The organism is Mycobacterium sp. 236(2023) (assembly GCF_029623955.1).
In the GTDB taxonomy this organism is placed as follows: domain Bacteria; phylum Actinomycetota; class Actinomycetes; order Mycobacteriales; family Mycobacteriaceae; genus Mycobacterium.
In genome coordinates, this window is the sequence record NZ_JARSBP010000002.1 from 1,312,319 (window position 1) to 1,339,126 (window position 26,808).

The following is a 26,808-nucleotide window of genomic DNA, read 5'->3' on the forward strand; positions in this document are numbered from 1 at the left end:
ACATGAAGACCTTCGTGGCGACCCGGCTGGGCGCGATGGTGCTCATCCTGGTCGCGTTGACCGGCGTGATGTTCGTGCTCCAGAACATCTCTCCGTTGGACCCGGTCAAAGCTCAGCTGGGGGCGCAGGCCTCCCAGGAGGCCGTCGCGGCGCGGCGGGAGGCGCTCGGCCTCAACGAGCCAGTGCTGGTTCAGTTCTGGAACTATCTGACCGGAGCCGTCACAGGGGATCTGGGCACCTCGTACCGGACCCGGCATCCGGTCCTGTCGGACCTGGGCGACTTCTTCCCCGCCACACTCGAACTCGCGCTGTACGGCATCGCGATAGCCATCGTGCTGGCGATCCTGCTGGCCTTCAGCACGACGCTGAAATGGCGCGGCGCCGGGGTCCTGCGGGCCGTATTGTTCACCGGTTCATCGGCACCGATGTTCCTGCTCGGCATCCTCGGCTTGCTGGTCTTCTACAAGACTCTGGGCTGGGTGCCGGCCAACGGCCGCATCGGCATCGCGAACCCGCCCGACGGACCGACCGGGCTGCTGACGGTCGACGGCCTCGTCCACGGTCGATTCGACGTCGTCGGTGACGCGCTGCACCACCTGATCCTGCCCGCACTCGTCATCGCACTCGGCCCCGCGGTCGCCATCGGGCGGGTCCTGCGCAGCAGCCTGCTCGGCGACATCGACAGCGACTACGCGAGAACCGCTCGCGCCAAAGGGCTTTCCGAGTCGCAGATCATGGCGCGCCACGTCCTGCGCAACTCCGTCGGGTCCGCGTTGTCGATGACCGGTCTGCAGATCGGGCTGATGTTCTCGGGAGTCCTCGTCGTCGAGCAGGTGTTCGGGTGGCCGGGCATCGGCCAGTACATCGCGCAGAGCATCCCGGTCGCGGACTTCCCGGCGATCGCCGGTGTGACCCTCATGCTCGGCGCGCTCTATGTCGTCATCAACACCGCGGTGGATCTGCTCCAGGCCGCCGCCGACCCGCGTATCGCACTCACAGGAGGTTAGGTGCCGAAACAACCACTGATCGTGGGCAATCCCGTCCTCGTCGTCGTCGACATCCAGGAGGGCGGAGGCATGTCCGCCGACGACGCCGGCATCCCCGTCATGCCGGGCCATGCCGAACGTGTCGGGCGGGCCGAGCGACTGGTCGCCGCAGCGCGAGACGCGGGCGTGCCCATCGTGTTCTTCCAGGAGGTGCATCGCCCCAGCGGCATCGACTTCGGCAGAGAACTCGACGGGACCGAGGGGGTGCACTGCGTCGAAGGTGGTCCCGGCACCGACCTGGAGCCCACGCTTCGGCCCAACCTCGACGGCCCCAACCACGAGTTCCACATCGTCAAGCGCCGCTACTCCGGTTTCATCGGAACCGATTTCGAGATCGTGCTGTCCGGACTGAAGGCCTCGACGCTGATCCTGATCGGCGGCCTCACCGACGTGTGCGTGCACTACACGTTCGCCGACGCGCACCAGCGCGACTTCTACGTCCGCGTCGTGACCGACTGCGTCGGGGGCTCGTCGCAGTACCGCCACGACGCGGCACTCGACGCGATGGAGTACCTGCAGACCGGTGCCCTGCGCACCACAAACGAGATCCTCGCCGCCTTCTCCACACTGAGTTCTGCCCCCGTCCTCGAAGGAGCCTCACGATGATCAGATTCCGTGCGCTTGCGGCGGTCGGCGCCGCAGCAGTTCTGACTCTCAGCGCCTGCGGCGGTTCGGACTCCGGAACCACCACCCCGAATGCGGCCCCGACGGACAAGGTGCTGCACCTGTCGTTCCTGCAGGATCCCGGACAGCCGCCGGACCCCGACATCTTCTACGCAGGGCAGGGTCTACTGCTGACCACCAACACCTACGAAGGACTGCTCCAGTACAAGGCCGGCACCGAGACGCCGGAGCTGGAACCCCTGCTGGCCACCGAGTGGACCGCGTCGCCGGACAACAAGGTGTTCACGTTCAAGCTGCGCGAGGGCGTGACGTTCCACGACGGCACCCCGTTCACATCGGCGGCGGTCAAAGCGTCGTTCGACCGCCGGCTCGCCGTCAACCAGGGCCCCGCCTACATGGTCGCCGACGTCGAATCGGTGACCGCCCAGGGCGATTACGACGTCACGATCACGTTGAAGGCCCCGAATTCGGCGTTCCTGGACTATCTCGCCTGCCCCTACGGTCCGCGGATGCTCAGCCCGGAGGGGCTGGCGAAGAACGCCGGCTCCGACAACGCGCAGACCTACCTGACCAACCACGACCTCGGCACCGGCCCGTTCACGCTGACCGCCGCGGAGGTCGGCTCACGCTACGAGCTGGCGGCGTACCCCGAATACTGGGGTGACAAGCCGTATTTCGAGAAGGTCGAGATCCCGGTCATCACCGACGTGTCGGCTCAACAGCTGCAGTTCAACAACGGCCAGCTCGCGGCGATCCTGCACGACCTGCCGTCGTCGGCTGTCCAGTCCTACCTCGACAACGACGCGTTCGCGAACTACTCGCTGCCGACGATGATGTCGAACTACCTCTACGTCAACCCGCACAAGGGAATGCTCACCGACGCGACGAACCGCAAGGCCTTGCTGCAGGCGGTCAACGTGGACGAGCTGGTCAAACAAACCTATTTCGGCCGCGGTGAAGTCGCCGACCAGCTCTACCCGCCCAACATGATCGCCAGTGACCTGGCCTCACAGAGTGTCGCCCACGACCCGTCGGTGCTGTCGGGTATCGCCGGTGGGCTGCCGGCAGACCAGAAAGCGGTCACGATCGGCTACGACTCCAGCAACCCCGACAATCAGTTGGTCAGCAACCTGATCCAGACCCAGTTGGCGGCCGCGGGCCTGACCGCCACGGTGCAGAGCTACCCGACATCGCAGATCTACGAGTGGATCGGCGGGGACGGGATGGATGCCCCCGAGGTGCTGACGTTGCTGGCATGGCCGGACGCTCCGTCTCCCTACACGTGGGGGCACATCTCCTGGGATCCCGACGGTGGCCTGAACTATCTGGGATGCTCGGCTCCGCCGATCACGGCCGCCTTGGCCCGCGGGCTGGAAACCGGTGACGCACAGGCCTTCTCGGAGGCCGCGGCGGCTGCTGCGGATACCGGGTGCTGGCTCAACGTCGCCGACGTCGACGATTTCATGGTCGCGCAACCGTGGCTCAAGGGCGTCGAGGAAGGCCATGTGGTGACGAACCCGAACTCACTGCGGCTGGCGGGACTCTCGGTGGGCTGATGGCGACACTGGTCCGCAAGAGCGGAGTACGCCGGATCGTCCTTCTGACGCTCGGGTGGGAGGATCTGCCGAAATCGGTATCGGTACACGGCGCGTCCTCCGAGGTGCGGATGCGGGAGCCGGTGCCCGGCGTGCTGCTGCAGACCGACGGCGGCTGGGTGCTTCTCGACACCGGCTTCAACACCGCGCTGATCCGCGACCCGTATCTGCATCGGCGGTACTTCCCGAGCATGGAGTACCAGCCGCTGCTGCCAGGCCCGGGTGAGCCGATCGAAGAGTCGTTGTCCGCCATCGGAATCGATGTCGACGACATTCACCTCGTCGCGGTGTCCCACCTCCACGTCGACCACGCCGGAGGCCTGAAGTTGTTCGCGGGCAGGGTTCCCGTGCACGCGCAGCGGCGCGAGCTCGAATACGGTTTGTCCAACCATCCAGAACCCGAACGCCATGCGATCTTCCGCGTCGACTTCGACGACCCGAGAATCGACTGGCAGCTCGCCGACGGCGAGGCCGACATCGCCCCGGGCATCAGCGCAGTGCCGACGTACGGCCACACGCCAGGGCATCAGAGCTTTGTCGTCGAACTCGACGAGTCCGTCGTCGGCGACGGAGCCGCTGGGTATGTGTTCGCCTTCGACGCCGCAGATCTGACCGAGAACATCGAGAACGAGCTCGCGATCGGCGGTTACATCGACGTCGAACGGAGGAGACGATCGAACCGATCCGCAGGCTGAAGAAACTCGCCGAGGACAAGGGCTACCCGCTGATCCCCGGCCACGACCCCCATGTCTGGCCGGCGATGACACAGCATTTCCACGACCGGTTCGCCGACTGATGGATCTCGTGCTGCGCGGTGAGCGGGTGCTGCTCGACGGCGAACTCCGTCCGGCCTCGGTCGTGGTCGCCGACGGCATCATCGTCGCCATCGACGCGCGCGATGCTCCCTGCGGCTCGGCTGAAGACGTCGAGATCCACTCGGATGCGGTTCTGCTGCCCGGTTTCGTCGACAGTCACGTTCACATCAACGAGCCGGGCACCGACTGGGAGGGCTTTGCGACGGCCACCACGGCGGCAGCGTCGGCAGGCATCACCACCCTGGTGGACATGCCGCTGGACAGCGACCCTGTCACCACGAGCGTCGCGGCGCTGCGGATCAAACAGGAGGTGGCACAGCCACATTGCGCCGCTGAGATCGCTTACTGGGCGGGTGTGGTGCCCGAGAATATAGGTGAACTCGCCGATCTCGCCGCGGCCGGCGTCGCGGGCTTCAAGTGCTTCCTCACCTACTCGGGGAACCCGAACTTCGAACACCTCACACCGGCCGAGTTGCGCGCCGCGATGGTCGAGATCGCCGAACTCGGATCAGTTCTGCTCGTCCACGCCGAGAGCCACGACGTGATCGCCTGCAGCGAGCAACCGGGCGGGCGCGACTACGCGTCCTTTCTCGCCTCACGTCCTGACGCTGCCGAACAGGAAGCGGTCCGCCTCGTCGTCGACACCGCACGCCAGACCGGGGCGCGCGTCCATATTGTTCACGTCTCCAGCGCCCGCGTACTGCCGATCATTGCGCAGGCCAAGGCCTCCGGTGTGGCGATCACCGCGGAGACATGTCCGCACTACCTCACCTTCGCCGCGGAGGACGTCGAAGAAGGCGCCACCGAGTTCGCCGCATGTCCGCCGATCCGCGGAGCAGCCAACGCGGAACTGCTGTGGGCCGCACTGCGCGACGGCATTCTCGACATGGTGGTGTCCGACCATTCGCCCTGCTCGCCGAAACTCAAGGGCGACGGCGATTTCGGTGCCACATTCGGCGGCATCAGCTCGCTGCAACTGGGTCCGCGGATCGTCTGGACGCAGTCAGAGGCGCGTGATTTCGGAATCGTCGACCTGAGCCGGTGGATGTCCGCAGAGCCCGCCGCCCTCGCAGGTCTCACCGACCGCGGCGCCATCGCCGTGGGTATGCGCGCAGACCTCTGCACGTTCGAACCGGACACCCACGGCGTGGTCCGCGCGGCGGACCTCCTGCACCGCCACGCCATCACCCCCTACGACGGTCTGACGTTGCGCGGTGGTGTGCGGCAGACCTGGTCGGCAGGCCGGTCGGTATTCGAGCGACCGGGAGTCCCGGCGTGAGAATTCTCGTCCTGAATCCGAACACCTCCGAGACGATGACGACGGAGATCTCCGCGGCAGCCTCGGCCGCCGCGCAGCCGGGAACCGAAATCGTCTGCATGAGACCGAGGTTCGGGGCTACTGCGATCGATTCGGCGTCGGAGAGCTACCTGTCGGCGGTCGGCGTGATGGATGTCGTGGCGGTGGCCCTCGCCGATGGCACCTTCGACTTCGATGCCGTGGTACTCGCCGGTTTCGGCGAACACGGCAGGGACGCCCTTGCCGAGATGCTGCTCGTGCCGGTGTTTGACATCGCCGAAAGTGCCGCGCACGTCGCGTGTCTCATCGGAAGGAGATTCTCCGTGGTCACGACACTGGCCAGATCGATCCCGCCCATCGAGGACCGGCTGCTGCTCGCCGGGCTGAATACGCGGTGCGCATCGGTGCGTGCCTGTGGCCTGGGAACAGCGGACGTCGACGCCGACCCGCAAGGCGCGGTCGACGCGATCGTCGCCGAAGCCGCCCGCGCTGTCGCCGACGACGGAGCTGACGTGATCTGTCTCGGTTGTGCCGGCATGGCAGGTGTCACCGAGGCGATCTCGGCGAAAGTCGGCGTTCCCGCCGTCGACGGCGTCGCCGCGGCCGTCGGGCTGGCGCAGGCCGTCGTAGGGCTCGGCCTGCAGACCAGCAAGGCCGGCGTGTACGCGCCGGGCCCCGACAACCCGCGCAGCCACTGGCCGATCTCGACGGCGCTGGGATTGAACTCGTGACCCAGGTGAACGGTGTCGACCTCGCTTCCCGAGTGCTCGGGGGAAGCGCCGTGGCGGCAAGCGACGAGTCGTTCGGAGTCAAGGAGCGGCTTGTCGATCCGGCCGAGCCTGCGTTCGTTCCCGGTACGTACGACCTGCGCGGCGAGGTGGTCGACGGATGGGAAACCCGCAGACATGCCGGGCCCGAAGGCGATTGGGTGGTCGTGCGACTCGGGACGCCGGGACAGGTGACGGCCGTCGACGTCGACACCCGCTTCTTCTCCGGCAACCACCCGACGGCGTGCAGTGTGCAGGCCTGCCTGCTCGACCGCACCGCCGACCCCACCGCGGAAGACGTCGCGTGGGCTCAGCTGGTGGAACACACGGAGCTCAAAGCGGATTCGCACAACGTATTCGCCGTCGACGACAGACGCCGCTGGACCCATGTGCGGCTGCGCCTGGCATCCGACGGCGGAGTCGCGCGCCTGCGCGTCTACGGCACCGTGATCCCGGACCCGGCGGACTGGAAGGACATTACGGTCGAGATGTCCGGAGTCGAGCAGGGCGGCCGCGTCGAATGGTGCAGCGACAGCTTCTATTCGCACGCCTACGGGGTGATCTCACCCGACCGGCCACGCAACATGGGCGACGGTTGGGAGACCCGCAGACGCCGCGACATCGGGCCCGACAGCCACGACGCCGTCATCATCTCGTTCGCCGTGCCCGCGGACCTGCTGCGCATCGAGGTCGACACGTCGTACTTCGTGTTCAATGCCTCGCTTGCGGTGTCCGTGCTCGGTAGCCGCTGCAGCCCCGATGGCAGGCACGGCTGGGCGATGGTGCCGTTCGACGTTCCGGTGCTGGAGAAGACCACACTGGCAAGGGATGCCCGGCAGGTGTTCCGGGTGGACGCGCGGGACATCACCGCGCTGAGGGTGGCCGCCTATCCCGACGGCGGCATCGCCCGCATCCGGGCGTTCGGTACGCCGACCGACGGCGGCATCACCCGGCTGCGACGCCGGTGGGAGCGGTCATCGTGAGCACTGTACGGGCGTCGGACTGCGTCGGGTTGTGGCGGCGCACCCTGCTTGTGGAGGCGGATGGCACTCGCGACACCGGCACCGACGTGACGTGGCTGCAGGGGGTCACCGCTTTCATCGACTCACGCGGGTTCGCGGGCACACTGCACGACAGCGACGGCGTCTTCGAGTGGCGCCGCCCCATCGATCTCGACCCTGCTTCCGCTCCAGACTTCGGTGAGATGCACTGGGAGGGAAACACTCTGGTCGAAACCGGGGTGTACGCCGACTACACCGAGCACTGGGTGCGCGACGACGTGCCGCAGACACCGTGCTGGGCGTATTTCCTGACCGCCCCCGACGGCGGACCGGGCCTGCTGCTGCGCGTCGGTGGGCGATTCGGCATCGCCTGCGCCGTAAAGGTCGTGATGGGCGAAGTCGGCGGGCCCGAATGGCGGGACATCGAGATCGGGCAGGACTGCGTGCGGGCCAATGGCGTGCTCTGGACGGTCGACGGATGCGAAGGGATTGCGAAATTATGAGTGGTGCAACATCGTTCACGTCGATTCCGATCATCGACATCAGTAATCTGCGCTCCCCGGTCGCCGCCGAACGCGACCGGGTATCCGACGAGATCGGGCGAGCCGCACGCGAAGTCGGCTTCTTCTACGTCAGCGGCAGCGGCATCGAGGACGCCCTGTTCGAGCAGATGCTGGCAGCGACCAAAGAGTTCTTCGCCATGCCGGTCGAGGAGAAGATGCGGACCTACATCGGGCTGTCGCGATGCCACCGCGGCTACGTACCTGTCGGCGAAGAAGGAGTGGAGACCGGGACCCCCGATGTGAAGGAAGCCTTCGACACGGCACTGGATCTGCCCGCCGACGATCCCGACTACGTCGCGGGCAACCCGATGCTCGGCCCCAACACGTGGCCGGATCTGCCGGGCTTCGCCGACGCCGTGACCGCCTATTACGACGCAGTTCTCGACGTGGGCCGCCGCCTGTTGCGTGCGTTCGCCGTTGCGCTCGGTGAGGACCCCGACGTCTTCTCCCGCCACGCCACCAAGACGCCCAGCCAGCTGCGTCTCGTCCACTACCCGTTCAACCCGCACGCCGAAGACGTCCTCGGCATCGGCGCCCACACCGACTACGAGTGCTTCACGCTCCTCAAACCGACGGCGCCGGGACTCGAGGTGCTCAACGGGGCAGGGGAGTGGATCGACGTCCCGCCCATAGAAGGTACCTATGTCGTCAACATCGGCGATCTGCTCGAGCTGTGGACCAACGGTGCGTTCGTTGCCACCAGCCATCGGGTCCGCAAGGTCGTCGAGGAGCGCTACTCATTTCCGCTGTTCTTCAACGTCGACTACGACACCGAAGTCAGACCGCTACCGCAGTTCGTCCCCGAAGGCGCCGCCGAACGTGCCGCGCTGCGTGCTGGTGAGCATCTGTTCGCCCAGACTGCCCAGACCTTCCGGTACCTACGCGACCGCGTCGAATCCGGTGAACTGGTGCTGCCCGACGGATCGCTGCAGACGGGCCAGTTCGGCCAGCAGGCAATCCACGGTGTTGTGGGTGGCGACCGGGTCAGTTGATCGGCGAGTTCACCCAGCGCAGGTCGGCGAGGATGCCGCGGGCCGCAGAGATTCCTTCGCCCGTCTGCCACACCTCGTTGTTGACCGCGAACACCCGGTTGTCCCGGTTGGCCGACAGCCGCCTCCATGCGTCGCTGTCCATGATCTTCGGTGCGCGCTCGCGGGCTTCGGCCGTGCCGAACGACACGTAGATGAGATCGCCGTCCGCGTCGGAGAAGTCCGGCGAATTTCCGAGGTCTTCGTCGGTGATGCCGATCTCGACATATGGCTTGTCCGTAAACCGTTGTGAGGCAGGACGATCCACGCCCACATCGGCGAGCACGCTGCCCGCGAAATTGTCGACCCCGAACACCCGCATGGTGGTGTCGGTGAACTGCACCACCGACGCCTGGAAGTGGGTGGCGTCGTTGTCCTGGCCCGTTTTGTCGGCGGCGCGGTCGAAGTCGGCGATCAGCGCATCGGTCGCTTCGACGCGGCCGGTGGCCGCGCCGACCGTGCGCAGGTTGTCCTTCCAGGCCGCCCCCGGCGGCCCGCTGAACACGGTTGGTGCGATCTCGCTCAGCGCGGGGTGTTCGTCGGGAGTCAGCGCCACCGACCCGACGATGAGGTCGGGGCCGGCGTCGCGGATCGCGGCGAGGTCGGGATCGGAGCGACTTCCCGCGCCGGGCACGGCATGCACGACGCCACCGAGATAGGACGGTTGCACGTCGGAGCCGTCGGGGAGGGCGGCGGCCACGATCCGCGACTGCAGACCGAGCGCGCAGAGGGCGTCGAGTTCGTCACCCGAGAGCGCCACGATCCGCTGCGGATCCGCGCGGACGGTCGTCACCGCCGGGATCGGCGGCGACACGCCGTGACCCGTGGCGTTGCGCACCTCTCTATCGGGGGACCCATCCGAAACACCCGGGTCGAGACGCGCAGGTTCGGGCGCGCACGATTCGTCAGGTCGGCGATCGTTGCCGAGCACGCCGGCATTGGCGACGCGCGTCGTGCTGGTGACCACCGAGCCAGTGGCCCCCGTCGCGGGCGTTTCTGCGGAGGAACCGCATCCGCTGAGAGCGAAGACGACGACGGCGGTGCCGGCTGCGGCCAGCCCTGTCGACCGGGAGATCCAAAGGCCCGCCCGCGCTCCCGTCAATGGCACGCGCCGACCGTAACATTCTGGCGCTTCGCGCCAGGTCACGGCGCGTCACCACCGCGCAGCGGAATCAAATACGACAGTTTGTAGGACCACCCCGACTCCGGACAGGTCGGGGAGTTAGGATTCATATCGATGTGTCGGCTCGCCGACGCTCAAAGCCGGGTATCCGGTCAGTGCTACGGAAGGTTGGAGGACCAGTTGGTAGCCGAAGCGCCCCCAATCGGTGAGCTCGAAGCCCGTCGCCCCTTCCCGGCGCGGATCGGCCCCAAGGGCAACCTGATCTACAAGCTGATCACCACCACCGATCACAAGCTGATCGGTGTCATGTACTGCGTCGCCTGCTTCGCGTTCTTCCTCATCGGCGGGTTGATGGCGCTGTTCATGCGTACGGAACTGGCCGCTCCCGGCCTGCAGTTCCTGAGCAATGAGCAGTTCAACCAGCTGTTCACGATGCACGGCACCGTGATGCTGCTGTTCTACGCCACCCCGATCGTCTTCGGATTCGCGAACCTGGTGCTGCCGCTGCAGATCGGCGCACCCGACGTCGCGTTCCCGCGCCTCAACGCGTTTTCGTTCTGGCTGTTCCTGTTCGGCGCGCTGATCGCGACCGCCGGCTTCATCACCCCCGGTGGCGCCGCCGACTTCGGCTGGACCGCCTACTCGCCCCTGACCGATGCAATCCACTCGCCTGGCCCCGGCGGTGACCTCTGGATCATGGGCCTGGCCGTCGGTGGTCTCGGCACCATCCTCGGTGGCGTCAACATGATCACGACCGTGGTCTGCATGCGCGCCCCGGGCATGACGATGTTCCGGATGCCGATCTTCACCTGGAACATCCTGGTGACGTCGATCCTGGTGCTGCTGGCCTTCCCGCTGCTGACCGCCGCACTCTTCGGCCTCGCCGCCGACCGCCATCTCGGCGCCCACGTCTACGACCCGGCCAACGGCGGTGTGCTGCTGTGGCAGCACTTGTTCTGGTTCTTCGGGCACCCCGAGGTGTACATCATCGCGCTGCCGTTCTTCGGCATCGTGTCCGAGATCTTCCCCGTCTTCAGCCGCAAGCCGATCTTCGGCTACACCACGCTGATCTACGCGACGCTGGGCATCGCCGCGCTGTCGGTGGCCGTGTGGGCGCACCACATGTACGCCACCGGTGCGGTGCTGCTGCCGTTCTTCTCGTTCATGACGTTCCTCATCGCCGTCCCGACGGGCATCAAGTTCTTCAACTGGATAGGCACGATGTGGAAAGGCCAGTTGACGTTCGAGACACCGATGCTGTTCTCCGTCGGCTTCATCGCGACATTCCTCCTCGGTGGCCTGTCGGGCGTGCTGCTGGCCAGCCCGCCGCTGGACTTCCACGTCACCGACAGTTACTTCGTCATCGCGCACTTCCACTACGTGCTGTTCGGCACCATCGTGTTCGCCACCTATGCGGGCATCTACTTCTGGTTCCCGAAGATGACGGGCCGCCTGCTCGACGAGCGACTCGGCAAGGTGCACTTCTGGCTGACGTTCATCGGCTTCCACACCACGTTCCTGGTGCAGCACTGGCTCGGTGACGAGGGCATGCCGCGGCGCTACGCGGACTACCTGCCCAGCGACGGCTTCACGACACTGAATGTCGTGTCGACGATCGGCGCGTTCATCCTGGGCGCCTCGACGCTGCCGTTCCTGTGGAACGTCTTCAAGAGCTGGCGTTACGGCGAGGTCGTCACGGTCGACGATCCGTGGGGCTACGGCAACTCCCTGGAGTGGGCCACCAGCTGCCCGCCGCCGCGCCACAACTTCACCGAGCTGCCGCGTATCCGTTCGGAGCGCCCGGCGTTCGAGCTGCACTACCCGCACATGGTCGAGCGGATGCGCCGCGAGGCCCATGTCGGGCGCGCGCACGGCCCCGAAGACGGGGACGTGACACGGCTCGACAACGAGAACGTTCGCACCTGACACGCAGCGGTCGGGTCGGTCCCCGGGGGTGGTGACTACGTCGAAGGTGTCGGTTCTGATCACCGTCACCGGTCGCGATAAGCCAGGCGTCACGTCGGCCCTTTTCGAGGTGCTGTCGGGACACGACGTCGAACTCCTCAACGTCGAGCAGGTGGTGGTTCGCGGCCGGCTGACCCTCGGTGTCCTCGTGGCGGGCCCGGCGGACGTCGCCGGCGGGACCGCGCTGCGCGACGAAGTGCAGAAGGCCATCTGGAACGTCGGCCTCGACGTGACCATCGAGGGCAGCGACCATCTTCCCGTGCTGCGGGAGCCGTCCACGCACACCATCGTGGTCCTGGGCAGGCCGATCACCGCCGGTGCTTTCGGTGTGGTGGCCCGCGAGGCGGCGAAGCTGGGCGTCAATATCGACACCATCCGAGGTGTCTCGGACTATCCCGTCACCGGTCTCGAACTGCGCGTGTCGGTGCCGGAGGGAACCTACAGCGAGCTTCAGGCGGTGCTCGCCCGCGTGGCGGTCGAAGAGGCCGTCGACATCGCGGTCGAGGATTACAGCCTCACGCGAAGGGCCAAGCGGCTCATCGTGTTCGACGTCGATTCCACGCTGATCCAGGGCGAGGTCATCGAGATGCTGGCCGCCCACGCGGGTGCCGAGGCGGCCGTCGCCGAGGTCACCGAAGCGGCGATGCGCGGTGAATTGGACTTCGCCGAATCGCTGCACCGCCGCGTGGCGACCCTCGAAGGTCTGCCCGCCGAGGTCGTCGACGAGGTGGCCGACCAGTTGGAGCTCACCCCGGGGGCCCGGACCACCATCCGGACTCTGCGCAGACTGGGGTATCACTGCGGCGTCGTCTCCGGGGGCTTCCGGCAGGTGATCCAGCCGCTGGCCGAGGAACTGATGCTCGACTACGTCGCGGCCAACCACTTGGAGATCGTCGACGGCAAGCTCACCGGACGGGTGATCGGACCAGTCATCGACCGGCCTGCGAAAGCCAAGGCGCTGCGTGATTTCGCCGCCCAGGTCGGGGTGCCGATGGAGCAGACCGTGGCTGTGGGCGACGGCGCCAACGACATCGACATGCTGTCGGCGGCGGGTCTCGGCGTGGCGTTCAACGCCAAGCCCGCGTTGCGCGAGGTGGCCGACGCGTCGCTGAGCCACCCGTATCTCGACACCGTGCTGTTCATCCTCGGGGTGACCCGCGGTGAGATCGAAGCGGCCGACAAGCTCGACGGTATGGTGCGCCGGGTCGATATCCCCGACTGATCCGTGCCTAGACGACGACCGTGGTGGGTTCGGGTGCCGTCAGCCCGGTGACGGTGCGCCAGGCGCGGGCCAGGAGTTCGACAGCTTCGACGAGCTGATCGTCGGGCAGCGTGAACGGCACCCGGATGAATCGCTCGAGTGTGCCGTCGAGCCCGAAGCGGGGGCCGGGCGGGATCTCCAGTCCCATCCGCGATGCGGCCGCCGACAGCGCGGAACTCATCGGCGCCGGCAACCGAACCCACAGCGACATTCCGCCCTTGCCCGGAACGGGCTTCCAGTCGGGGAGGTGATGGGCCAGCAGCCGCAACAGCAATGCGCGTCGCGACCGGAGGATATCGCGGCGCTCGGGCAGCACCTCGGCCTCGGCAGCCAAAAGCGCTGCCGCAGCCAGCTGTTCGAGAATCGGCGTGCCCATGTCGATGGCAGGGCGTAGCGCGGCGATCGTGGCCAGGGTGCTGCGGTCCGCCCTGATCCAGCCGATCCGCAGGCCGCCCCAGAACGACTTCGACATCGAACCGACCGTCATCACGAGGTCGCGACGCGTGGTCACCGCGGCGGCAAACGGCGCGGGCACCTCTTCGTCGAGCCACATGTCGGTGATGGTCTCGTCGATGATCGTGCGGGTGCGGGTCTCGCAGATGATCTGCGCCAACCGTTTTCGGTCGGGCACCGGCATCGTCATCCCCGTCGGGTTGTGATTGTCGGGAATCAGGTAGGCCAGATTGGGCGCCAGTTGGCGGATCGCCGCTTCGACGGCGTCGAGTTCCCAACCGTCGGGTGCCAGTGCCACGGGGACCGGGCGCAGGCCGCGGGTCGCCATCGCCGCGAGGGCGCCGTGGTAGGTCGGTTGCTCGACGAGCACCCGATCGTCGGGCTGGGTGTAGGTCGCCAGGATCAGCCCGATCGCGTGGAGCGCACCCGTCGTCACCATGATCTCGTCGGGGTCCGTGGGAAGCCCACGGGCACTGTATCTTTCGGCGATCGCGGAGCGCAGTGGCATAACGCCGGTCAGCTCGATCCCGATGTCGTGCAGATACGGCGTGACCTGTTCGGCGGCTTCGGTGAAGGCCCGCGCGGCGACGGCCGCCGGAGCGGCGAGGGTGGCCGCGGCCAGATTGGCGGCCGCCCCGGTCAGGGCGGCAGGGGCAGTCGGGGAGAGCGGCAGCGCGGTCGTGCTGCGGGCACCGCGACGAGCGTTGAGGTAACCGTCGTCGCGCAGCTGCGTGTAGGCGGCGGTGACGGTGGTGCGTGAGACGCGCAAAGCATCAGCGAGGGCACGCTCGCTGGGCAGCCGCGCGCCCACGGGCAGCCGGCCGTCGACGATCAACAGCCGGATGGCGTCGGCCAGACCGATGTAGGCCGGTCCACTCCGACTGGATGTCCGCCAGTTGCCGAGCTCGCGGGCGAGGAGGTCCACATCGAGCGATCGGGTAGCCAGTGCCTCAGTCATTGGGGCCAGTATCGCCGAACTGGATATTGAATGGCAAGCCAGTTGGGGAAGATCATGGCCACATGACGCACTGGATATCTCGGCTGGCCCGCCGACTGGCCGACCTCTACGAATTCCCGCCGACCGCCGGCATGGTCGACGAGCGCGATGCGGACGCCCGCCGGATGCGCTCCGAACTGGACGCCATCCGCATGCACTTCCCGGACCACGCGTAATTGTCTGCGGTAGTGCGCGCGCTGGCGCTGCTTGTGGGGCTGTCGGGCTACGGCCTGTCGATGGCCATGATGGTCCGAAGTGGCCTGGGACTGGACCCGTGGGACGTGTTCCATCAAGGCCTGGCGCTGCGGACCGGCATGACGATCGGACTGGCCTCGGCAGTGGTCGGTGTGGCGGTGCTCCTGGCCTGGATCCCGCTGCGCAACCGGCCGGGCATCGGCACCATCGCCAACGTCATCGTCATCGCGGTCACCGTCGACGCCGCGCTCTGGCTGATCCCGACCCTCGAGTCGCTGCCCGTGCGGATCGCCTTGATGGTCGGCGCGGTCGTCCTCAACGCCTTCAGCACGGTCCTCTACATCGGCGCGGGTCTCGGGCCAGGGCCTCGCGACGGGCTGATGACCGGCCTTGTCGTGCGCACGGGTCGATCGGTCCGCGTGGTGCGCACCACGATCGAGGTGTCGGTGTTGACCGTCGGATGGCTGCTCGGCGGGACCGTCGGAGTGGGAACCGTCCTCTACGCGTTCGGCATCGGCCCGCTGGTGCAGATGTTCGTGCGGCTGACACCGGAACGGATACTCGCTGTGAGTGGCTGGGCCGGGGTGGATTCCGCCCAGCGCGCCGGAGAAGATGACAAGGATGGACAGCCCACGGGTGTTGGAGTCGTTGGCGGCTGACGCCATCGCTGTGGTCGATAGTTCCCCCCGCGCCGTGCTCGGCATCGCCGGCAGCCCCGGCGCGGGCAAGTCGACACTCACCGCGCTGCTGCTCGCCGCCATCGAAGACCGGCAGGGACCCGGCTGGGTCGCGCACGTCCCGATGGACGGTTTCCATCTCGCCGACACCCAACTGCGCCGCCTCGGACTCCTCGACCGCAAGGGCGCACCGGCGACGTTCGACGCATCCGGCTATGCGCACCTGCTGGAGCGGGTCCGTCAGGACATCGACGAGGACGTCTACGTCCCCGGGTTCGACCGGACCCTGGAACAGCCGCTGGCCGCCGCGCTGGTCGTACCGCGTTCGGCGCGGCTCGTCGTCACCGAGGGCAACTACTTTCTGGTGGATCGCCCCGAATGGAGACGCGCGCGGCGGGCGATGGATCGGGTGTGGTTCGTCATCGCCGACGAGCGGACCCGGGTCGACCGGCTCGTCGCCCGGCACATCGAGTTCGGGAAAAGCCCGGCAGCAGCCCGGGCGTGGGTGACCGGCGTCGACGAGCGCAACGCCGAACTGGTTTCCGCGACGGCGGACACCGCGGACCGCGTCATCGTCAACGGCGCGCGCGGCTGGGCGCTTTCGGCCTGATTACGATGGGCGGGTGCCCGCCGAGGAAGCAGAAGCAGCCGACCCCGATCTGCTGATCGACTTCGCCAGGGTCAGCCTGCGCCGCAACGGCCGAATCCTGGTCGGACCGGTCACCTGGTCGGTCGAACTCGATGAGCGGTGGGTCGTGATCGGCCCCAACGGTGCCGGCAAGACCTCGCTGCTGCGCATCGCCGCCGCGATGGAATACCCGTCATCGGGCACCGCCTACGTCCTCGGCGAGCGGCTCGGCAGAGTCGACATGGCCGAGTTGCGGTCCCGCGTCGGACTGAGCAGCGCTGCGCTGGCCCAGCGCATCCCAGACGACGAGACCGTGCGCGACCTCGTCGTGTCGGCCGGCTACGCGGTGCTGGGGCGCTGGCGGGAGAAGTACGACGACGTCGACTACGAGCAGGCCGTCGACATGTTGGAGAGCGTCGGCGCCGAACACCTCGCGGAGCGCACCTACGGCACGTTGTCCGAAGGTGAACGCAAGCGTGTGCTGATTGCGCGCTCACTCATGACCGACCCCGAGCTGCTGCTGCTCGACGAACCCGCCGCGGGACTGGACCTGGGTGGGCGCGAGGAGTTCGTCGCGCGCATGAGCGATCTGGCCGCCGACCCGGACGCGCCCGCCCTCGTGCTGGTCACCCACCACGTCGAAGAGATCCCGCCCGGGTTCTCGCACTGCCTGATCCTGTCCGAGGGAAAGGTCGTGGACGCCGGTCTGCTCAGCGACGTGCTCACCGCGGAGAACTTGTCGACCGCATTCGGTCAGTCGATCGCGCTGGATGTCATCGACGGACGCTATTTCGCGCGGCGGGTCCGCAGCCGCGCAGCACACAGGAGACGTGCATGACGAGCCAGACCGACGATCCCTTGGTGCCCCGTCCCGCCGCGACGGTGATGCTGGTCCGGGACACCCCCGAGGGCATCAAGATCTTCCTGATGCGCAGGCATTCGGCAATGGACTTCGTCGCCGGCGTCATGGTGTTTCCGGGCGGGGGAGTGGACAACCGCGACCGCAACGCCGACGTCGCCTGGCACGGACCCGACCGCCGGTGGTGGGCCGAGAGGTTGGGCACGGACGAAGAACTCGCCGAGGCGCTGGTGTGCGCGGCGGCACGTGAGACCTTCGAAGAGTCGGGGGTCCTGTTTGCGGGTCCGGCCGATGATCCCGACCTGCTGGTCGACGATGCTTCGGTATACCGCGAGCAGCGGGCGGCGCTGGAGAACAAGTCGCTGTCCTTCGGGGAGTTCCTGCGCGCGGAGAAGCTGGTGCTGCGGGCGGACCTGCTGAGGCCGTGGGCCAACTGGGTCACCCCGAAAGAGGAACGCACCCGGCGCTACGACACCTTTTTCTTCGTCGGTGCTCTGCCTCAGGGACAGCGCGCCGACGGCGACAACACCGAGACCGACAAGGCCGACTGGGTCACCCCGCAGTCCGCTCTCGACGACTTCGCCGAGGGGCGCAGCTTCCTGCTGCCGCCGACGTGGACGCAACTCGACGCGCTCAACGGCCGCACGGTCGCCGAGGTGCTCGCCGTCGAACGCAAGATCGTCGCCATCGAACCGTCCCTGGAGGCGGACAAGGGCGGCAACTGGGAGATCGAATTCTTCAACAGCGAGCGCTACAACGAGGCCCGCAACCGGCGCGCGCCGCAGGGTTACACCGACGGGGCGCCGCTCGCGTGAGGGAGTTCGTGGGTGTCGTGGTGTCCGAGGACGCCGCCCCTGACAGCGGGGAGCGTCGCGTGGCGACGCTGCTGCTGTCACGGCCGCCGACCAACGCGCTGACCCGGCAGGTGTGCCGGGAGATCGCCGAGGCCGCCGCCGAACTCGGCGCGCGGGACGACGTCGCCGCCGTCATCGTCTTCGGCGGTCACGAAACCTTCTCCGCCGGCGAGGACATGCCCGAGCTTCAGACCTTGAACGCCGACGAGGCTGCCGTCGCTGCGGGCGTCTGCGCCGAAGCCGTCGACGCACTGGCCGCGCTGCCGAAACCGACCGTCGCCGCGATCACCGGCTACGCGCTGGGCGCCGGCCTGACCCTGGCCCTGGCCGCGGACTGGCGGGTCAGCGGTGACAACGTCAAGTTCGGTGCGACGGAGATCCTGGCCGGGTTGGTGCCCGCAGGTGACGGTGCGGGTCGGTTGGCCGACGCCGTCGGCAGGAGCAAAGCCAAGGACCTGGTGTTCAGCGGGCGGTTCGTCGACGCCCGTGAGGCGCTGACGCTCGGGCTTGTCGACGAGCTGGTGGCGCCGGACGGGGTCTACGACGCGGCCCTGGCCTGGGCGCGGCGTTTCGTCGGCTATCCACCGGAGGTGCTGGCGGCGGCGAAGGCCTCGTTCTCGGAGCCCAGGGTGTTCGCGGGCAGTGAAGGTGCTGAGGGCCGACGCGGTAGTTGACGTTAGGCTGCCCTGATGACGAGTTCCGATGTCACCGACCCCGCTCCGCAGCCACGGGCGACCCAGGAGCAGGTCGAGGCCGCGATGAAGGACACCAAGCTGGCCCAGGTCCTGTACCACGACTGGGAGGCCGAGACCTACGACGAGAAATGGTCGATCTCGTACGACCAGCGCTGCGTCGACTACGCGCGCGGCCGCTTCGACGCCGCGGTGCCCGAGGAGATTCAGCGCGAGCTGCCGTATGACCGAGCCCTGGAGCTCGGCTGCGGGACGGGCTTCTTCCTGCTCAACCTGATCCAGGCCGGGGTGGCCCGGCGCGGGTCCGTGACCGACCTGTCGCCCGGCATGGTGAAGGTGGCCACCCGCAACGGCCAATCGCTCGGGCTGGACATCGACGGCCGGGTCGCCGACGCCGAGGGCATTCCCTACGAGGACAACACCTTCGATCTCGTCGTCGGTCACGCGGTGCTGCACCACATCCCCGACGTGGAACTGTCGCTGCGCGAGGTCGTGCGCATTCTCAAACCGGGCGGGCGGTTCGTGTTCGCCGGTGAGCCGACGACGGTCGGCAACCGTTACGCCCGTGAGCTTTCGACGCTGACGTGGCACGTCGCGACGAACGTGACGAAGCTGCCGATGCTGGCCGGCTGGCGCAGGCCGCAGGCCGAGCTCGACGAGTCGTCCCGGGCGGCAGCGCTCGAGGCCGTCGTCGACCTGCACACCTTCGACCCAGCCGACCTTGAGCGGATGGCGACCCACGCCGGCGCCGTCGATGTCCGCACCGCCAGCGAGGAATTCACCGCCGCGATGCTCGGCTGGCCGGTCCGGACCTTCGAGGCCGCCGTGCCACCGGGCCGATTGGGTTGGGGCTGGGCGAGATTCGCGTTCGGCAGCTGGACGACGCTGTCGTGGGTCGACGCCAACGTCTGGCGCCGGGTGGTGCCGAAGGGCTGGTTCTACAACGTGATGATCACCGGGGTCAAGCCCGAGGCCGGCTCGTCGTAGAGTTCAGCCTCGACGACGTCGGGTATCTCCGCAGCGATGCGGGACAGTCGGCGTTGACCGAGGTCGCCCGATACGGGCTGACCGACTCCACTCTCGTAGCTGACATCGCCTCGGCGAGAACACTTTTCGGTGACCGAACCGCTGTTCTCGTGGAGACGGTGAAACTGCGCCGCAAAGCGGCCGCGAAGTTCACCGATGCCGCGCAGTGGTTGTTCACCGACGACGCGCTACAGCAGGCGACGGCGGCCCCGGTCGCCGAACACCGCGCCAGGCGACTGGCCGGCGCCGTCGTCCACGACGCCACCTGTTCGATCGGCACGGAGCTTGTGGCACTTCGTCATTCGGCGAAGACCGCGGTGGGCAGCGACATCGACCCGGTCCGTCTGGCGATGGCAAGCCACAACCTCGGGCTCGGCGGTCCGGCCGTCGGGCTGTGCCGGGCCGACGCGTTGCGTCCCGTGACCAACGATGCCGTCGTTCTGGTCGACCCGGCTCGCCGCAGTGGATCGCGGCGCCGCTTCGACCCCCGCGCCTACGTCCCGCCGCTCGACGAACTCCTGGAGGTGCTGGGTGGCCGGGATTACGTCGTAAAGTGCGCTCCTGGAATCGATTTCGGTGTTGTCGAGCAGCTCGGGTTCGACGGGGAGATCGAAGTCACGTCGCTGGGCGGCAGCGTCCGTGAGGCGTGCCTGTGGTCACGGAAATTCACGGACGGGGCGCGGCGCCGGGCGACGATACTCGACACCGGGGAGCAGATCGACGACACCGCGCCCGACGACTGCGGGGTCGCCCTGGCCGGCCGCTGGATCGTCGACCCCGACGGGGCGGTGGTGCGCTCCGGTCTGGTCCGCCACTACGCCGCCCGGCACGGTCTGTGGCAGCTCGACCCCGACATCGCCTATCTGTCCGGCGACCTGCTACCCGACGGCGTGCGTGGGTTCGAAGTGGTCGAGCAACTGGCGTTCAGCGAACGCCACCTGCGCCAAGCGCTTTCGGCCCGCGACGTCGGCGCGGTCGAAATTCTCGTCCGCGGCGTCGACGTCGACCCGGACGCCCTGCGGGCGCGGCTGAAGCTTCGGGGCTCGGCGGCAATGTCGGTTGTCATCACACGGCTGGGGTCCGGGGCGGCAAGTAGGGCAACGGCATTCCTATGCCGTCCGTCACGGTGAAAGCTCACGTACCCTGGCCGTAACGGCGCTGGCCTCAGCACCGAAATGTGTGTGTAGCCCCCCAATCTTGAGGACGACCGACAATGCGCTTTCTCGCTGGTGTTCTGACGGCGGCCGGTGTTGCGGCCGGCTTGGCGGCCGCGCCCACGGCCGCCGCCCAGCCGTCCGTGGTGCCCGCCCCGTCGGCGTGCGTCGACCTGGGCGGCACGGTCGACGCCGACCAGATCTGCCGGGTGCACACCGAGAAGCCCACGTACACGCTGGACTACACGTTCCCAGCGGACTACCCCGACCAGGAGGCGCTGACCGCCTACCTGAAGCAGACCCGCGACGGCTTCGTCAACGTCTCGGAGATGCCCGGATCGTGGAATCTGCCGTATGTCCTCGACGGCCGTGGAACCGGCTACCGGACGGGCCCCGACAACGCCGGTACCCGCAGCGTGGTGTTCGAGGTGTACGAGAACGTCGGGGGCGCACACCCGCAGACGTGGTTCAAGTCGTTCAACTGGGACGTCGCGAAAAAGGCGCCGATCACCTTCGACACGCTGTTCAAGCCGGGCGCCGAGCCACTGGACGTCATCTTCCCGATCGTGCAGACCGACATTTCGCGCCAGCTCGGCGTCGACGCCCCGATCACGCCGACCGACGGCCTGGACCCCGCCAAGTACACCGAATTCGCCATCACCGACGATTCGGTGATCTTCTACTTCGGTCAGGGCGAGATCATGGCCGGCGCCGGCGGGGCACTTCAGGCGACGATTCCGCGCTCGGCGATCGCCGACATGCTGGCATTGCCCGCCGCTGTCACGCCTTAGCCGCTTCCCGGCTCTTGCCGACGGGTTCGTAGCTCTCCCAGAACGTCGCCCCGGTGATGCCCAGCGCCAGCGGATCGAAGACCGGATCCAATCCGGCCTTCTTCTGCTTCTCGTAGTCCCACAGCGCCTTGTACGCAGGCTGCTGCAGGACCAGGATCCCGATGATGTTCAGCCACGCCATCAACCCGACGCCGATGTCGCCGAGGGTCCAGGCGTCCGAGGCGGTCGATACGGCGCCGATGGTCACCGACACCAGGATCAGCGCCTGCAGCAGCATGGTCGCGCCACCGCCGACGGTGCCACGCACGAACGGCAGGTCGGTGGTCGACGCCTTGCCCAGGATGAAGCGCAGGTTGGTCTCCGCCATGTAGTAGTAGGCGATGATCGTGGTCAGGCAGAAGAAGAACAGCGAGATCGCGACGAAGCTGGACCCCGCACCACTCCACAGCGTGTCGAAACCCACCTGCGCGTATGTCGGTCCCACGGCGACATCGGCGGGCAGCAGTCCACCTTCGGCCATGACGGCTCCGTCGGCGCTCTCACCTTCGTACACGCGGTATGCGCCGGTGGACAGGATCAGGAAGCCGGTTGCCGAGCAGACGAACAGGGTGTCCACGTATACCGCGAACGCCTGCACGAGACCCTGTTTGGCGGGGTGCGACACCTCGGCCGCCGCGGCCGCGTGGGGGCCTGTGCCCTGTCCGGCTTCGTTGGAGTAGATGCCGCGTTTGACGCCCCACATGATCGCGGCGCCGAGGATGGCGCCGAATGCGGCGTCGAACCCGAAGGCGCTTGCGAAGATGAGGCTGAACATCGCCGGCACTTCAGAGGCGTTGAGCGCGACGACGATCAGCGCCAGCACGATGTAGGCAATCGCCATGAACGGCACGACGACGGCGGCGAACGACGCGATGCGCTTGACGCCGCCGATGATGACGAACGCCAGCACGATGACGGTGCCGACGGCGACCCACCATTCCGACCAGCCCCACGCGTTGTTCATCGCGACGGCCATCGAGTTTGACTGGACGCTGGGGAGAAGGAGTCCGCAGGCGAGGATGGTCACGGCCGCGAAGACGAGTCCGTAGATCTTGAACAGCGGCGCAGCGGACGTGTGCGCGAACGCCTTGCTGAAGTAGTAGGCCGGTCCGCCGCGATACTCGCCGGTTAGCTTGTCACGGGTCTTGTAGATCTGGCCCAGCGTGCACTCGACGAACGACGTGGAGGCGCCGAGGAACGCCATGGCCCACATCCAGAACAGCGCGCCGGGTCCGCCGAAGGCGATGGCGGTCGCGACGCCGGCGATGTTGCCGGTGCCGACGCGGCCGGCCAGCGACATCATCAGGGCTTGGAAAGAGGACACCCCGTCGGGCGATTTCTCGCCGTGGATCATCACCCTGATCATCTCGGGGATCTGCCGGACCTGCACGAAGCGCGACCGGAAGGAGAAGTAGATGCCGACCCCCAGGCACAGGTAGACGAGCGCGTTACTCCAGATGTAGCTGTTGAGCGTGCTCAGAAACTCCGACACTTCACGTCCCCTTCATCGTCTCGTCACTCGAGTCCCGCCTTGCATGCTGGCAGGGATGAGGGTGTCGCGTGTTGCCTTACTGTGAACTGGCTGTTAGCGACCTGGGCATCAAGTGGTCATTCCGGCGCGAAGCCGTAGACCTGCCCGTCGCTCGTCGCGGCGATCACGCGACGATCGTGGCCCACCGAGACCCCGACCGGCCACCCCGTCGCATTGGGCAGCGGATAGGTGTTGAACGTGGTCCCGTCACCCAGGCTGAAGACCGTCAGAGCAAGCCCCGCCGCGTCGTCGTCACCGTTGCGCACCACCGCGTACCCGACGCCGGCCAGGCTCGACGTCGTCAGCGGCGCCACGTCGTCGCGCGTCCACACTTCCTCACCCTGCTCGGCCGTGTCGCGTACCGCGGTCAGCGCCGATCCGGGACCGCCGCCTGCGATGACGAGCCCCTCCGGCGTCACCGACGGGGGAGTCTGCGCGAGATAGTTCAGCGGCACCGACCACTTCGCCGTGCCGTCTTCGGTGTTGATCGCCCAGAGATGCTCGTCGCGGCCGTTGACGTAGACCGTCGCGCCGTCCGCCGACAGCACCGGGCTGGCCAGCGGACCACCTCCGACCGCGTCGCTGGTCCACTCGCGGGTGAGCTGCGGCGTCTGTCCTTGCTGGTATCGCAGGCCGACCAGCACAGGCGTTTCGGCGCCGGGTTCCCACAGCGTGAGAACCACCATGCCGTTCGCCGCCGAATAGGCGGGCGCGGCGGCGACCGGGCACCCGCGTCGCGCCAGCCGGCAGTCGTCGAGTCCCCGTTCGGAATTGGTGGGGTCGAGGTCGGCGACGAGGTCGAGGGACGTGCCCGCGACGGTGCCGCGGTGCGCATCGAACACCAGCACCTGACCCAGGTGCGTGACTACCAACAGGCGACCGGGTGCCACCATGCGGGTCGTCAGCGGCAGGCCGATCACCGGGGTGCGCCAGCGCACCCACTGCGTCGAAGGGAAAGACTGCAGCAGCCCTGGTTGGCCGATGTAGAGGTTGTCGAATCCGTCGAACAGCGGGCTCGCGATGCCGCCGCCCTGCACAAGCCGGGTGCACCAGCGTTGGCGCGCCTGGTTGTTGACCTCCCAGACCATCAGCGAGCAGCCGGCCGCAGTCTGTCCGTTGGCGGCGAGGTAATTGCCCGAGCCGAGCGCGACCTGAGCCGCGAGGCTTCCCTTCACCGCCCGCGCCCATTCGAGCCGTAGGGAGTCGGCCCCGTCGACAGGCGCGGAACTGGTGTTGGCCGCGTCGGCGTACTGCGCAGACCAGCCGGTCGCAGCGCGGGCTTCGACCCAGGTGTCGGTGTCGCCACAGCCGGCGAGCACCCCAGCGATCAGCGCGGTCAACGCCACTACGAAGATTCGCCGGAGCACGAGGTCCCTTCTGGTCGCGTTGTACGTCGAGCCCACGTGAGGGTAACCGCTGGCCATGCCGGAGGGCAGGAGCGCAGCGACCCGGGATGTCAAATGTCCGAGCGCGTAGGCTTTCCGGCCATGACAACGATGTGGGGTGCTCCGCTGCACAAACGTTGGCGAGGTTCGCGCTTACGGGATCCGCGTCAAGCGAAGTTCCTGACCCTCGCGTCGTTGAAATGGGTGCTGGCCAACCGTGCTTACACGCCCTGGTACCTGGTGCGGTACTTCCGCCTCCTGAAGTTCAAGCTGGCCAACCCGCACGTCATCACACGGGGAATGGTGTTCCTCGGCAAGGGTGTCGAGATCCAGGCCACGCCGGAGCTGTCGCAGATGGAAATCGGGCGTTGGGTCCACATCGGTGACAAGAACACGATCCGCTGTCATGAGGGATCGCTGCGCATCGGCGACAAGGTGGTGCTCGGCCGCGACAACGTCATCAACACCTACCTCGACATCGAACTCGGCGACTCGGTGCTGATGGCCGACTGGTGCTACATCTGCGACTTCGACCACAGGATGGACAGCATCGAGCTGCCCATCAAGGACCAGGGCATCGTCAAGGGCCCGGTGCGCATCGGGCCCGACACCTGGGTCGGCGTCAAGGTCAGCGTGCTGCGCAACACGACGATCGGCCGGGGATGTGTCCTGGGCTCCCACGCTGTGGTCAGGGGCGACATCCCGGACTATTCGATCGCGGTCGGCGCGCCCGCCAAGGTCGTGAAGAACCGCAAGCTGTCGTGGGAGACGTCGGCGTCCGAACGCGCTGAACTGGCTGCGGCGCTGGCTGACATCGAACGGAAGAAGGCGGCGCGCTAATCGGATGGGTGTAAGCCCTGCATCGCGGCCGCGCAGATGACAGCCTTGTCGGTGTGACCGCTAGGAAGCCCCAGACGATCTCGTATCCCGCCCCCGGCGCTCGCCCCTACCGCAGGGACGAGGAACCGCTCGCACCCCACGTCATCGTGCTGTTCGGTGCGACGGGTGATCTGGCCAAGCGGAAGCTGATCCCGGGCATGGCCTACCTGGACCAATCCGAGTTGGCGCCTCACATCCAGGTGGTCGGCACATCGTTGGAGGACCTCACCGACGACGAGTTCCGTGCACTGGCCAAGGAATCCATCGAGAAGTACGGCACCCACAAGCTCACCGACGAGCAGTGGGCCAACTTCGCGAAAATCGTGACCTACGTCCCGCAGGGCGCGGGCCCTGAGGTGCTGGCCAAGGCGGTCGCAGAGGCGGAGGCTCGACTGACCGAGGGTGCGGACGTCGATCTGGAAGTCCAGCGGCTGCACTACCTGTCGGTACCGCCCAAGGCGGCGCGCGCGGTGATCACGATGTTGCGCGATGCCGACCTGGTGGCCCGCTCGCGCGTCGTCATGGAGAAGCCGTTCGGCACCGACCTAGCCAGTGCTGTCGCATTGAACGACTTTGTGCACGAGACGTTCCGGGAGCGCCAGATCTTCCGCATCGACCACTTCCTCGGCAAGGAAGCGGCGCAGAACATCCTTGCGTTCCGGTTCGCCAACGGCCTCTTCGAACCGATCTGGAACCGCAACTTCATCGACCACATCCAGATCGACATCCCCGAGACGCTCGGCCTCGACGAGCGGGCCAATTTCTACGAAAGCACCGGTGCCTTCAAGGACATGGTCGTCACCCACCTGTTCCAGGTGATGGCGTTCGTCGTGATGGAGCCGCCGACCGCGCTGGAGCCTCGCGCGATCAGCGAAGAGAAGAACAAGGTGTTCCGCTCGATGCTGCCGATCGAGTGTTCCGACGTGGTCCGCGGGCAGTTTGCCGGATATCGCGAACTCGACGGTGTGGCAAGGGATTCCGATACCGAGACATTCATCGCCCTCAAGGTCGGCATCGACAACTGGCGTTGGGCCGGGGTGCCGATCTACCTGCGCACCGGCAAGCAGCTCGCCGAGGGCATGCGCATCATCTCGATCGCGTTCAAGGAGGCGCCGCGCACAATGTTCCCGTCGGGGTCGGGCGTCGGGTCCCAGGGGCCGGACCATCTGACGTTCGACCTCGCCGACGCCTCGAAGGTGTCGTTGTCGTTCTACGGCAAGCGACCCGGGCCGGGGATGAAGCTGGAGAAGATGTCGATGCAGTTCTCCACTCAGGAGACCGAGCAGCTCGGGGATGTGCTCGAAGCGTACGAGCGGCTGATCCTCGACGCGATGCGCGGCGATCACACCTTGTTCACGACCGCCGAGGGCATCGAATCCCTGTGGGAGCGTTCGGTGGATCTGCTCGCCGATCCTCCTGCGGTCAAGAGCTATCAGCCGGGGACGTGGGGTCCCAACTCGATCCACCAGCTGATCGCGCCGAATGCGTGGCGGCTGCCCTTCGAGCGGGCGTGGCGGGACAAGAAGAGCTGAGCCCTACCGGTGCTCTCTCCTCTTCGCGCGA

Annotated in this window: 26 protein-coding genes; 22 read left to right on the top strand and 4 right to left on the bottom strand. The window is 67.3% G+C overall.

Features of this window, described 5'->3' with window-relative positions:
- The first annotated feature begins 2 nt into the window (after positions 1–2).
- The 9 genes from P9A17_RS08795 (at position 3) to P9A17_RS08835 (ending at position 8,700) form a co-directional block, all read left to right on the top strand.
- A complete protein-coding gene (locus P9A17_RS08795; protein WP_278038163.1) occupies positions 3–1,007 on the top strand; it encodes an ABC transporter permease in 1,005 nt (334 codons plus the stop codon).
- A complete protein-coding gene (locus tag P9A17_RS08800; protein ID WP_278038164.1) occupies positions 1,008–1,652 on the top strand; it encodes a cysteine hydrolase in 645 nt (214 codons plus the stop codon).
- On the top strand, positions 1,649–3,226 hold the full coding sequence (locus P9A17_RS08805; protein ID WP_278038165.1) for an ABC transporter substrate-binding protein: 1,578 nt from the start codon (positions 1,649–1,651) through the stop codon (positions 3,224–3,226). The genes P9A17_RS08800 and P9A17_RS08805 overlap by 4 nt, the downstream gene beginning before the upstream one ends.
- On the top strand, positions 3,226–3,960 hold the full coding sequence (locus P9A17_RS08810) for an N-acyl homoserine lactonase family protein (RefSeq protein ID WP_278038166.1): 735 nt from the start codon (positions 3,226–3,228) through the stop codon (positions 3,958–3,960). The genes P9A17_RS08805 and P9A17_RS08810 overlap by 1 nt, the downstream gene beginning before the upstream one ends.
- 100 nt (positions 3,961–4,060) lie before the next feature.
- Positions 4,061–5,359: an allantoinase AllB gene (allB, locus tag P9A17_RS08815; RefSeq protein WP_278038167.1), complete on the top strand. Its 1,299-nt coding sequence runs from the start codon at positions 4,061–4,063 to the stop codon at positions 5,357–5,359.
- The gene (locus P9A17_RS08820) at positions 5,356–6,108 is read left to right on the top strand and encodes an aspartate/glutamate racemase family protein (RefSeq protein WP_278038168.1); all 753 of its coding nucleotides are present in this window, start codon (positions 5,356–5,358) and stop codon (positions 6,106–6,108) included. The genes allB and P9A17_RS08820 overlap by 4 nt, the downstream gene beginning before the upstream one ends.
- A complete protein-coding gene (gene alc, locus P9A17_RS08825; RefSeq protein ID WP_278038169.1) occupies positions 6,105–7,127 on the top strand; it encodes an allantoicase in 1,023 nt (340 codons plus the stop codon). The genes P9A17_RS08820 and alc overlap by 4 nt, the downstream gene beginning before the upstream one ends.
- Positions 7,124–7,648, top strand: coding sequence for a hypothetical protein (locus P9A17_RS08830; protein ID WP_278038170.1), 525 nt, complete (start codon positions 7,124–7,126; stop codon positions 7,646–7,648). The genes alc and P9A17_RS08830 overlap by 4 nt, the downstream gene beginning before the upstream one ends.
- On the top strand, positions 7,645–8,700 hold the full coding sequence (locus P9A17_RS08835; protein ID WP_278038171.1) for a 2-oxoglutarate and iron-dependent oxygenase domain-containing protein: 1,056 nt from the start codon (positions 7,645–7,647) through the stop codon (positions 8,698–8,700). The genes P9A17_RS08830 and P9A17_RS08835 overlap by 4 nt, the downstream gene beginning before the upstream one ends.
- Here P9A17_RS08835 and P9A17_RS08840 read toward each other — a convergent pair.
- Positions 8,693–9,844: an iron-siderophore ABC transporter substrate-binding protein gene (locus tag P9A17_RS08840; RefSeq protein ID WP_278038172.1), complete on the bottom strand. Its 1,152-nt coding sequence runs from the start codon at positions 9,842–9,844 to the stop codon at positions 8,693–8,695. The two genes, P9A17_RS08835 and P9A17_RS08840, sit on opposite strands and share 8 nt — an antisense overlap.
- A 195-nt stretch (positions 9,845–10,039) precedes the next feature.
- Between P9A17_RS08840 and ctaD the strand changes: the two genes are divergently transcribed.
- Both ctaD and serB read left to right on the top strand, forming a co-directional pair.
- Positions 10,040–11,785: a cytochrome c oxidase subunit I gene (gene ctaD, locus P9A17_RS08845; protein WP_278038662.1), complete on the top strand. Its 1,746-nt coding sequence runs from the start codon at positions 10,040–10,042 to the stop codon at positions 11,783–11,785.
- 31 nt (positions 11,786–11,816) lie between these two features.
- Positions 11,817–13,046: a phosphoserine phosphatase SerB gene (gene serB, locus P9A17_RS08850; protein ID WP_278038173.1), complete on the top strand. Its 1,230-nt coding sequence runs from the start codon at positions 11,817–11,819 to the stop codon at positions 13,044–13,046.
- A 7-nt stretch (positions 13,047–13,053) separates the two neighbouring features.
- Here serB and P9A17_RS08855 read toward each other — a convergent pair whose 3' ends face one another.
- On the bottom strand, positions 13,054–14,496 hold the full coding sequence (locus P9A17_RS08855; protein ID WP_278038174.1) for a PLP-dependent aminotransferase family protein: 1,443 nt from the start codon (positions 14,494–14,496) through the stop codon (positions 13,054–13,056).
- Between the two features lie 62 nt (positions 14,497–14,558).
- Between P9A17_RS08855 and P9A17_RS08860 the strand changes: the two genes are divergently transcribed.
- The 9 genes from P9A17_RS08860 to P9A17_RS08900 all read left to right on the top strand — a co-directional run bounded on the left by P9A17_RS08860 (position 14,559) and on the right by P9A17_RS08900 (position 21,411).
- Positions 14,559–14,711, top strand: a complete 153-nt coding sequence (locus tag P9A17_RS08860; protein WP_278038175.1) for a hypothetical protein — start codon at positions 14,559–14,561, stop codon at positions 14,709–14,711.
- 60 nt (positions 14,712–14,771) lie between these two features.
- Positions 14,772–15,389, top strand: a complete 618-nt coding sequence (locus P9A17_RS08865; RefSeq protein WP_278038663.1) for a hypothetical protein — start codon at positions 14,772–14,774, stop codon at positions 15,387–15,389.
- On the top strand, positions 15,352–16,017 hold the full coding sequence (locus P9A17_RS08870; protein ID WP_278038176.1) for a nucleoside/nucleotide kinase family protein: 666 nt from the start codon (positions 15,352–15,354) through the stop codon (positions 16,015–16,017). Before P9A17_RS08865 ends, P9A17_RS08870 begins: the two co-directional genes overlap by 38 nt.
- A 13-nt stretch (positions 16,018–16,030) precedes the next feature.
- Complete coding sequence (locus P9A17_RS08875) at positions 16,031–16,873, top strand: ABC transporter ATP-binding protein (RefSeq protein WP_278038177.1); 843 nt, start codon at positions 16,031–16,033, stop codon at positions 16,871–16,873.
- The gene (locus P9A17_RS08880; RefSeq protein ID WP_278038178.1) at positions 16,870–17,709 is read left to right on the top strand and encodes an NUDIX domain-containing protein; all 840 of its coding nucleotides are present in this window, start codon (positions 16,870–16,872) and stop codon (positions 17,707–17,709) included. The genes P9A17_RS08875 and P9A17_RS08880 overlap by 4 nt, the downstream gene beginning before the upstream one ends.
- Entirely contained in the window at positions 17,706–18,422 is a 717-nt protein-coding gene (locus P9A17_RS08885; RefSeq protein ID WP_278038179.1) for an enoyl-CoA hydratase, read from the top strand. Before P9A17_RS08880 ends, P9A17_RS08885 begins: the two co-directional genes overlap by 4 nt.
- A 12-nt stretch (positions 18,423–18,434) precedes the next feature.
- Positions 18,435–19,427, top strand: coding sequence for a class I SAM-dependent methyltransferase (locus tag P9A17_RS08890; protein WP_278038664.1), 993 nt, complete (start codon positions 18,435–18,437; stop codon positions 19,425–19,427).
- Positions 19,349–20,596 (top strand): class I SAM-dependent methyltransferase, encoded by a 1,248-nt coding sequence (locus P9A17_RS08895; RefSeq protein WP_278038665.1) that lies wholly within the window; start codon positions 19,349–19,351, stop codon positions 20,594–20,596. The genes P9A17_RS08890 and P9A17_RS08895 overlap by 79 nt, the downstream gene beginning before the upstream one ends.
- A gap of 83 nt (positions 20,597–20,679) precedes the next feature.
- A complete protein-coding gene (locus tag P9A17_RS08900) occupies positions 20,680–21,411 on the top strand; it encodes an esterase (protein ID WP_278038180.1) in 732 nt (243 codons plus the stop codon).
- Here P9A17_RS08900 and P9A17_RS08905 read toward each other — a convergent pair.
- Entirely contained in the window at positions 21,401–22,942 is a 1,542-nt protein-coding gene (locus P9A17_RS08905; RefSeq protein ID WP_278038181.1) for an alanine/glycine:cation symporter family protein, read from the bottom strand. The genes P9A17_RS08900 and P9A17_RS08905 overlap by 11 nt on opposite strands.
- A gap of 116 nt (positions 22,943–23,058) precedes the next feature.
- Positions 23,059–24,348 (bottom strand): PQQ-binding-like beta-propeller repeat protein, encoded by a 1,290-nt coding sequence (locus P9A17_RS08910; RefSeq protein WP_278038666.1) that lies wholly within the window; start codon positions 24,346–24,348, stop codon positions 23,059–23,061.
- Positions 24,349–24,468: 120 nt separating this feature from the next.
- On the opposite strand from P9A17_RS08910, the gene P9A17_RS08915 reads away from it, so the two are divergent.
- Positions 24,469–25,206 (top strand): acyltransferase, encoded by a 738-nt coding sequence (locus P9A17_RS08915; protein ID WP_278038182.1) that lies wholly within the window; start codon positions 24,469–24,471, stop codon positions 25,204–25,206.
- A gap of 53 nt (positions 25,207–25,259) precedes the next feature.
- Positions 25,260–26,777: a glucose-6-phosphate dehydrogenase gene (gene zwf, locus P9A17_RS08920; RefSeq protein ID WP_278038183.1), complete on the top strand. Its 1,518-nt coding sequence runs from the start codon at positions 25,260–25,262 to the stop codon at positions 26,775–26,777.
- Positions 26,778–26,808: the final 31 nt, after the last annotated feature.

Bases quoted from the DNA above. Each gene is read 5' to 3' on its own strand.
- P9A17_RS08835 (WP_278038171.1), top strand. From the start codon at position 7,645: ATGAGTGGTGCAACATCGTTCACGTCGATTCCGATCATCGACATCAGT.
- P9A17_RS08795 (WP_278038163.1), top strand. From the start codon at position 3: ATGAAGACCTTCGTGGCGACCCGGCTGGGCGCGATGGTGCTCATCCTG.
- P9A17_RS08810 (WP_278038166.1), top strand. From the start codon at position 3,226: ATGGCGACACTGGTCCGCAAGAGCGGAGTACGCCGGATCGTCCTTCTG.
- P9A17_RS08855 (WP_278038174.1), bottom strand. From the start codon at position 14,496: ATGACTGAGGCACTGGCTACCCGATCGCTCGATGTGGACCTCCTCGCC.
- P9A17_RS08900 (WP_278038180.1), top strand. From the start codon at position 20,680: ATGCGCTTTCTCGCTGGTGTTCTGACGGCGGCCGGTGTTGCGGCCGGC.
- P9A17_RS08860 (WP_278038175.1), top strand. From the start codon at position 14,559: ATGACGCACTGGATATCTCGGCTGGCCCGCCGACTGGCCGACCTCTAC.
- P9A17_RS08915 (WP_278038182.1), top strand. From the start codon at position 24,469: ATGACAACGATGTGGGGTGCTCCGCTGCACAAACGTTGGCGAGGTTCG.
- P9A17_RS08880 (WP_278038178.1), top strand. From the start codon at position 16,870: ATGACGAGCCAGACCGACGATCCCTTGGTGCCCCGTCCCGCCGCGACG.
- P9A17_RS08870 (WP_278038176.1), top strand. From the start codon at position 15,352: ATGGACAGCCCACGGGTGTTGGAGTCGTTGGCGGCTGACGCCATCGCT.
- P9A17_RS08805 (WP_278038165.1), top strand. From the start codon at position 1,649: ATGATCAGATTCCGTGCGCTTGCGGCGGTCGGCGCCGCAGCAGTTCTG.
- allB (WP_278038167.1), top strand. From the start codon at position 4,061: ATGGATCTCGTGCTGCGCGGTGAGCGGGTGCTGCTCGACGGCGAACTC.
- P9A17_RS08865 (WP_278038663.1), top strand. From the start codon at position 14,772: ATGGCCATGATGGTCCGAAGTGGCCTGGGACTGGACCCGTGGGACGTG.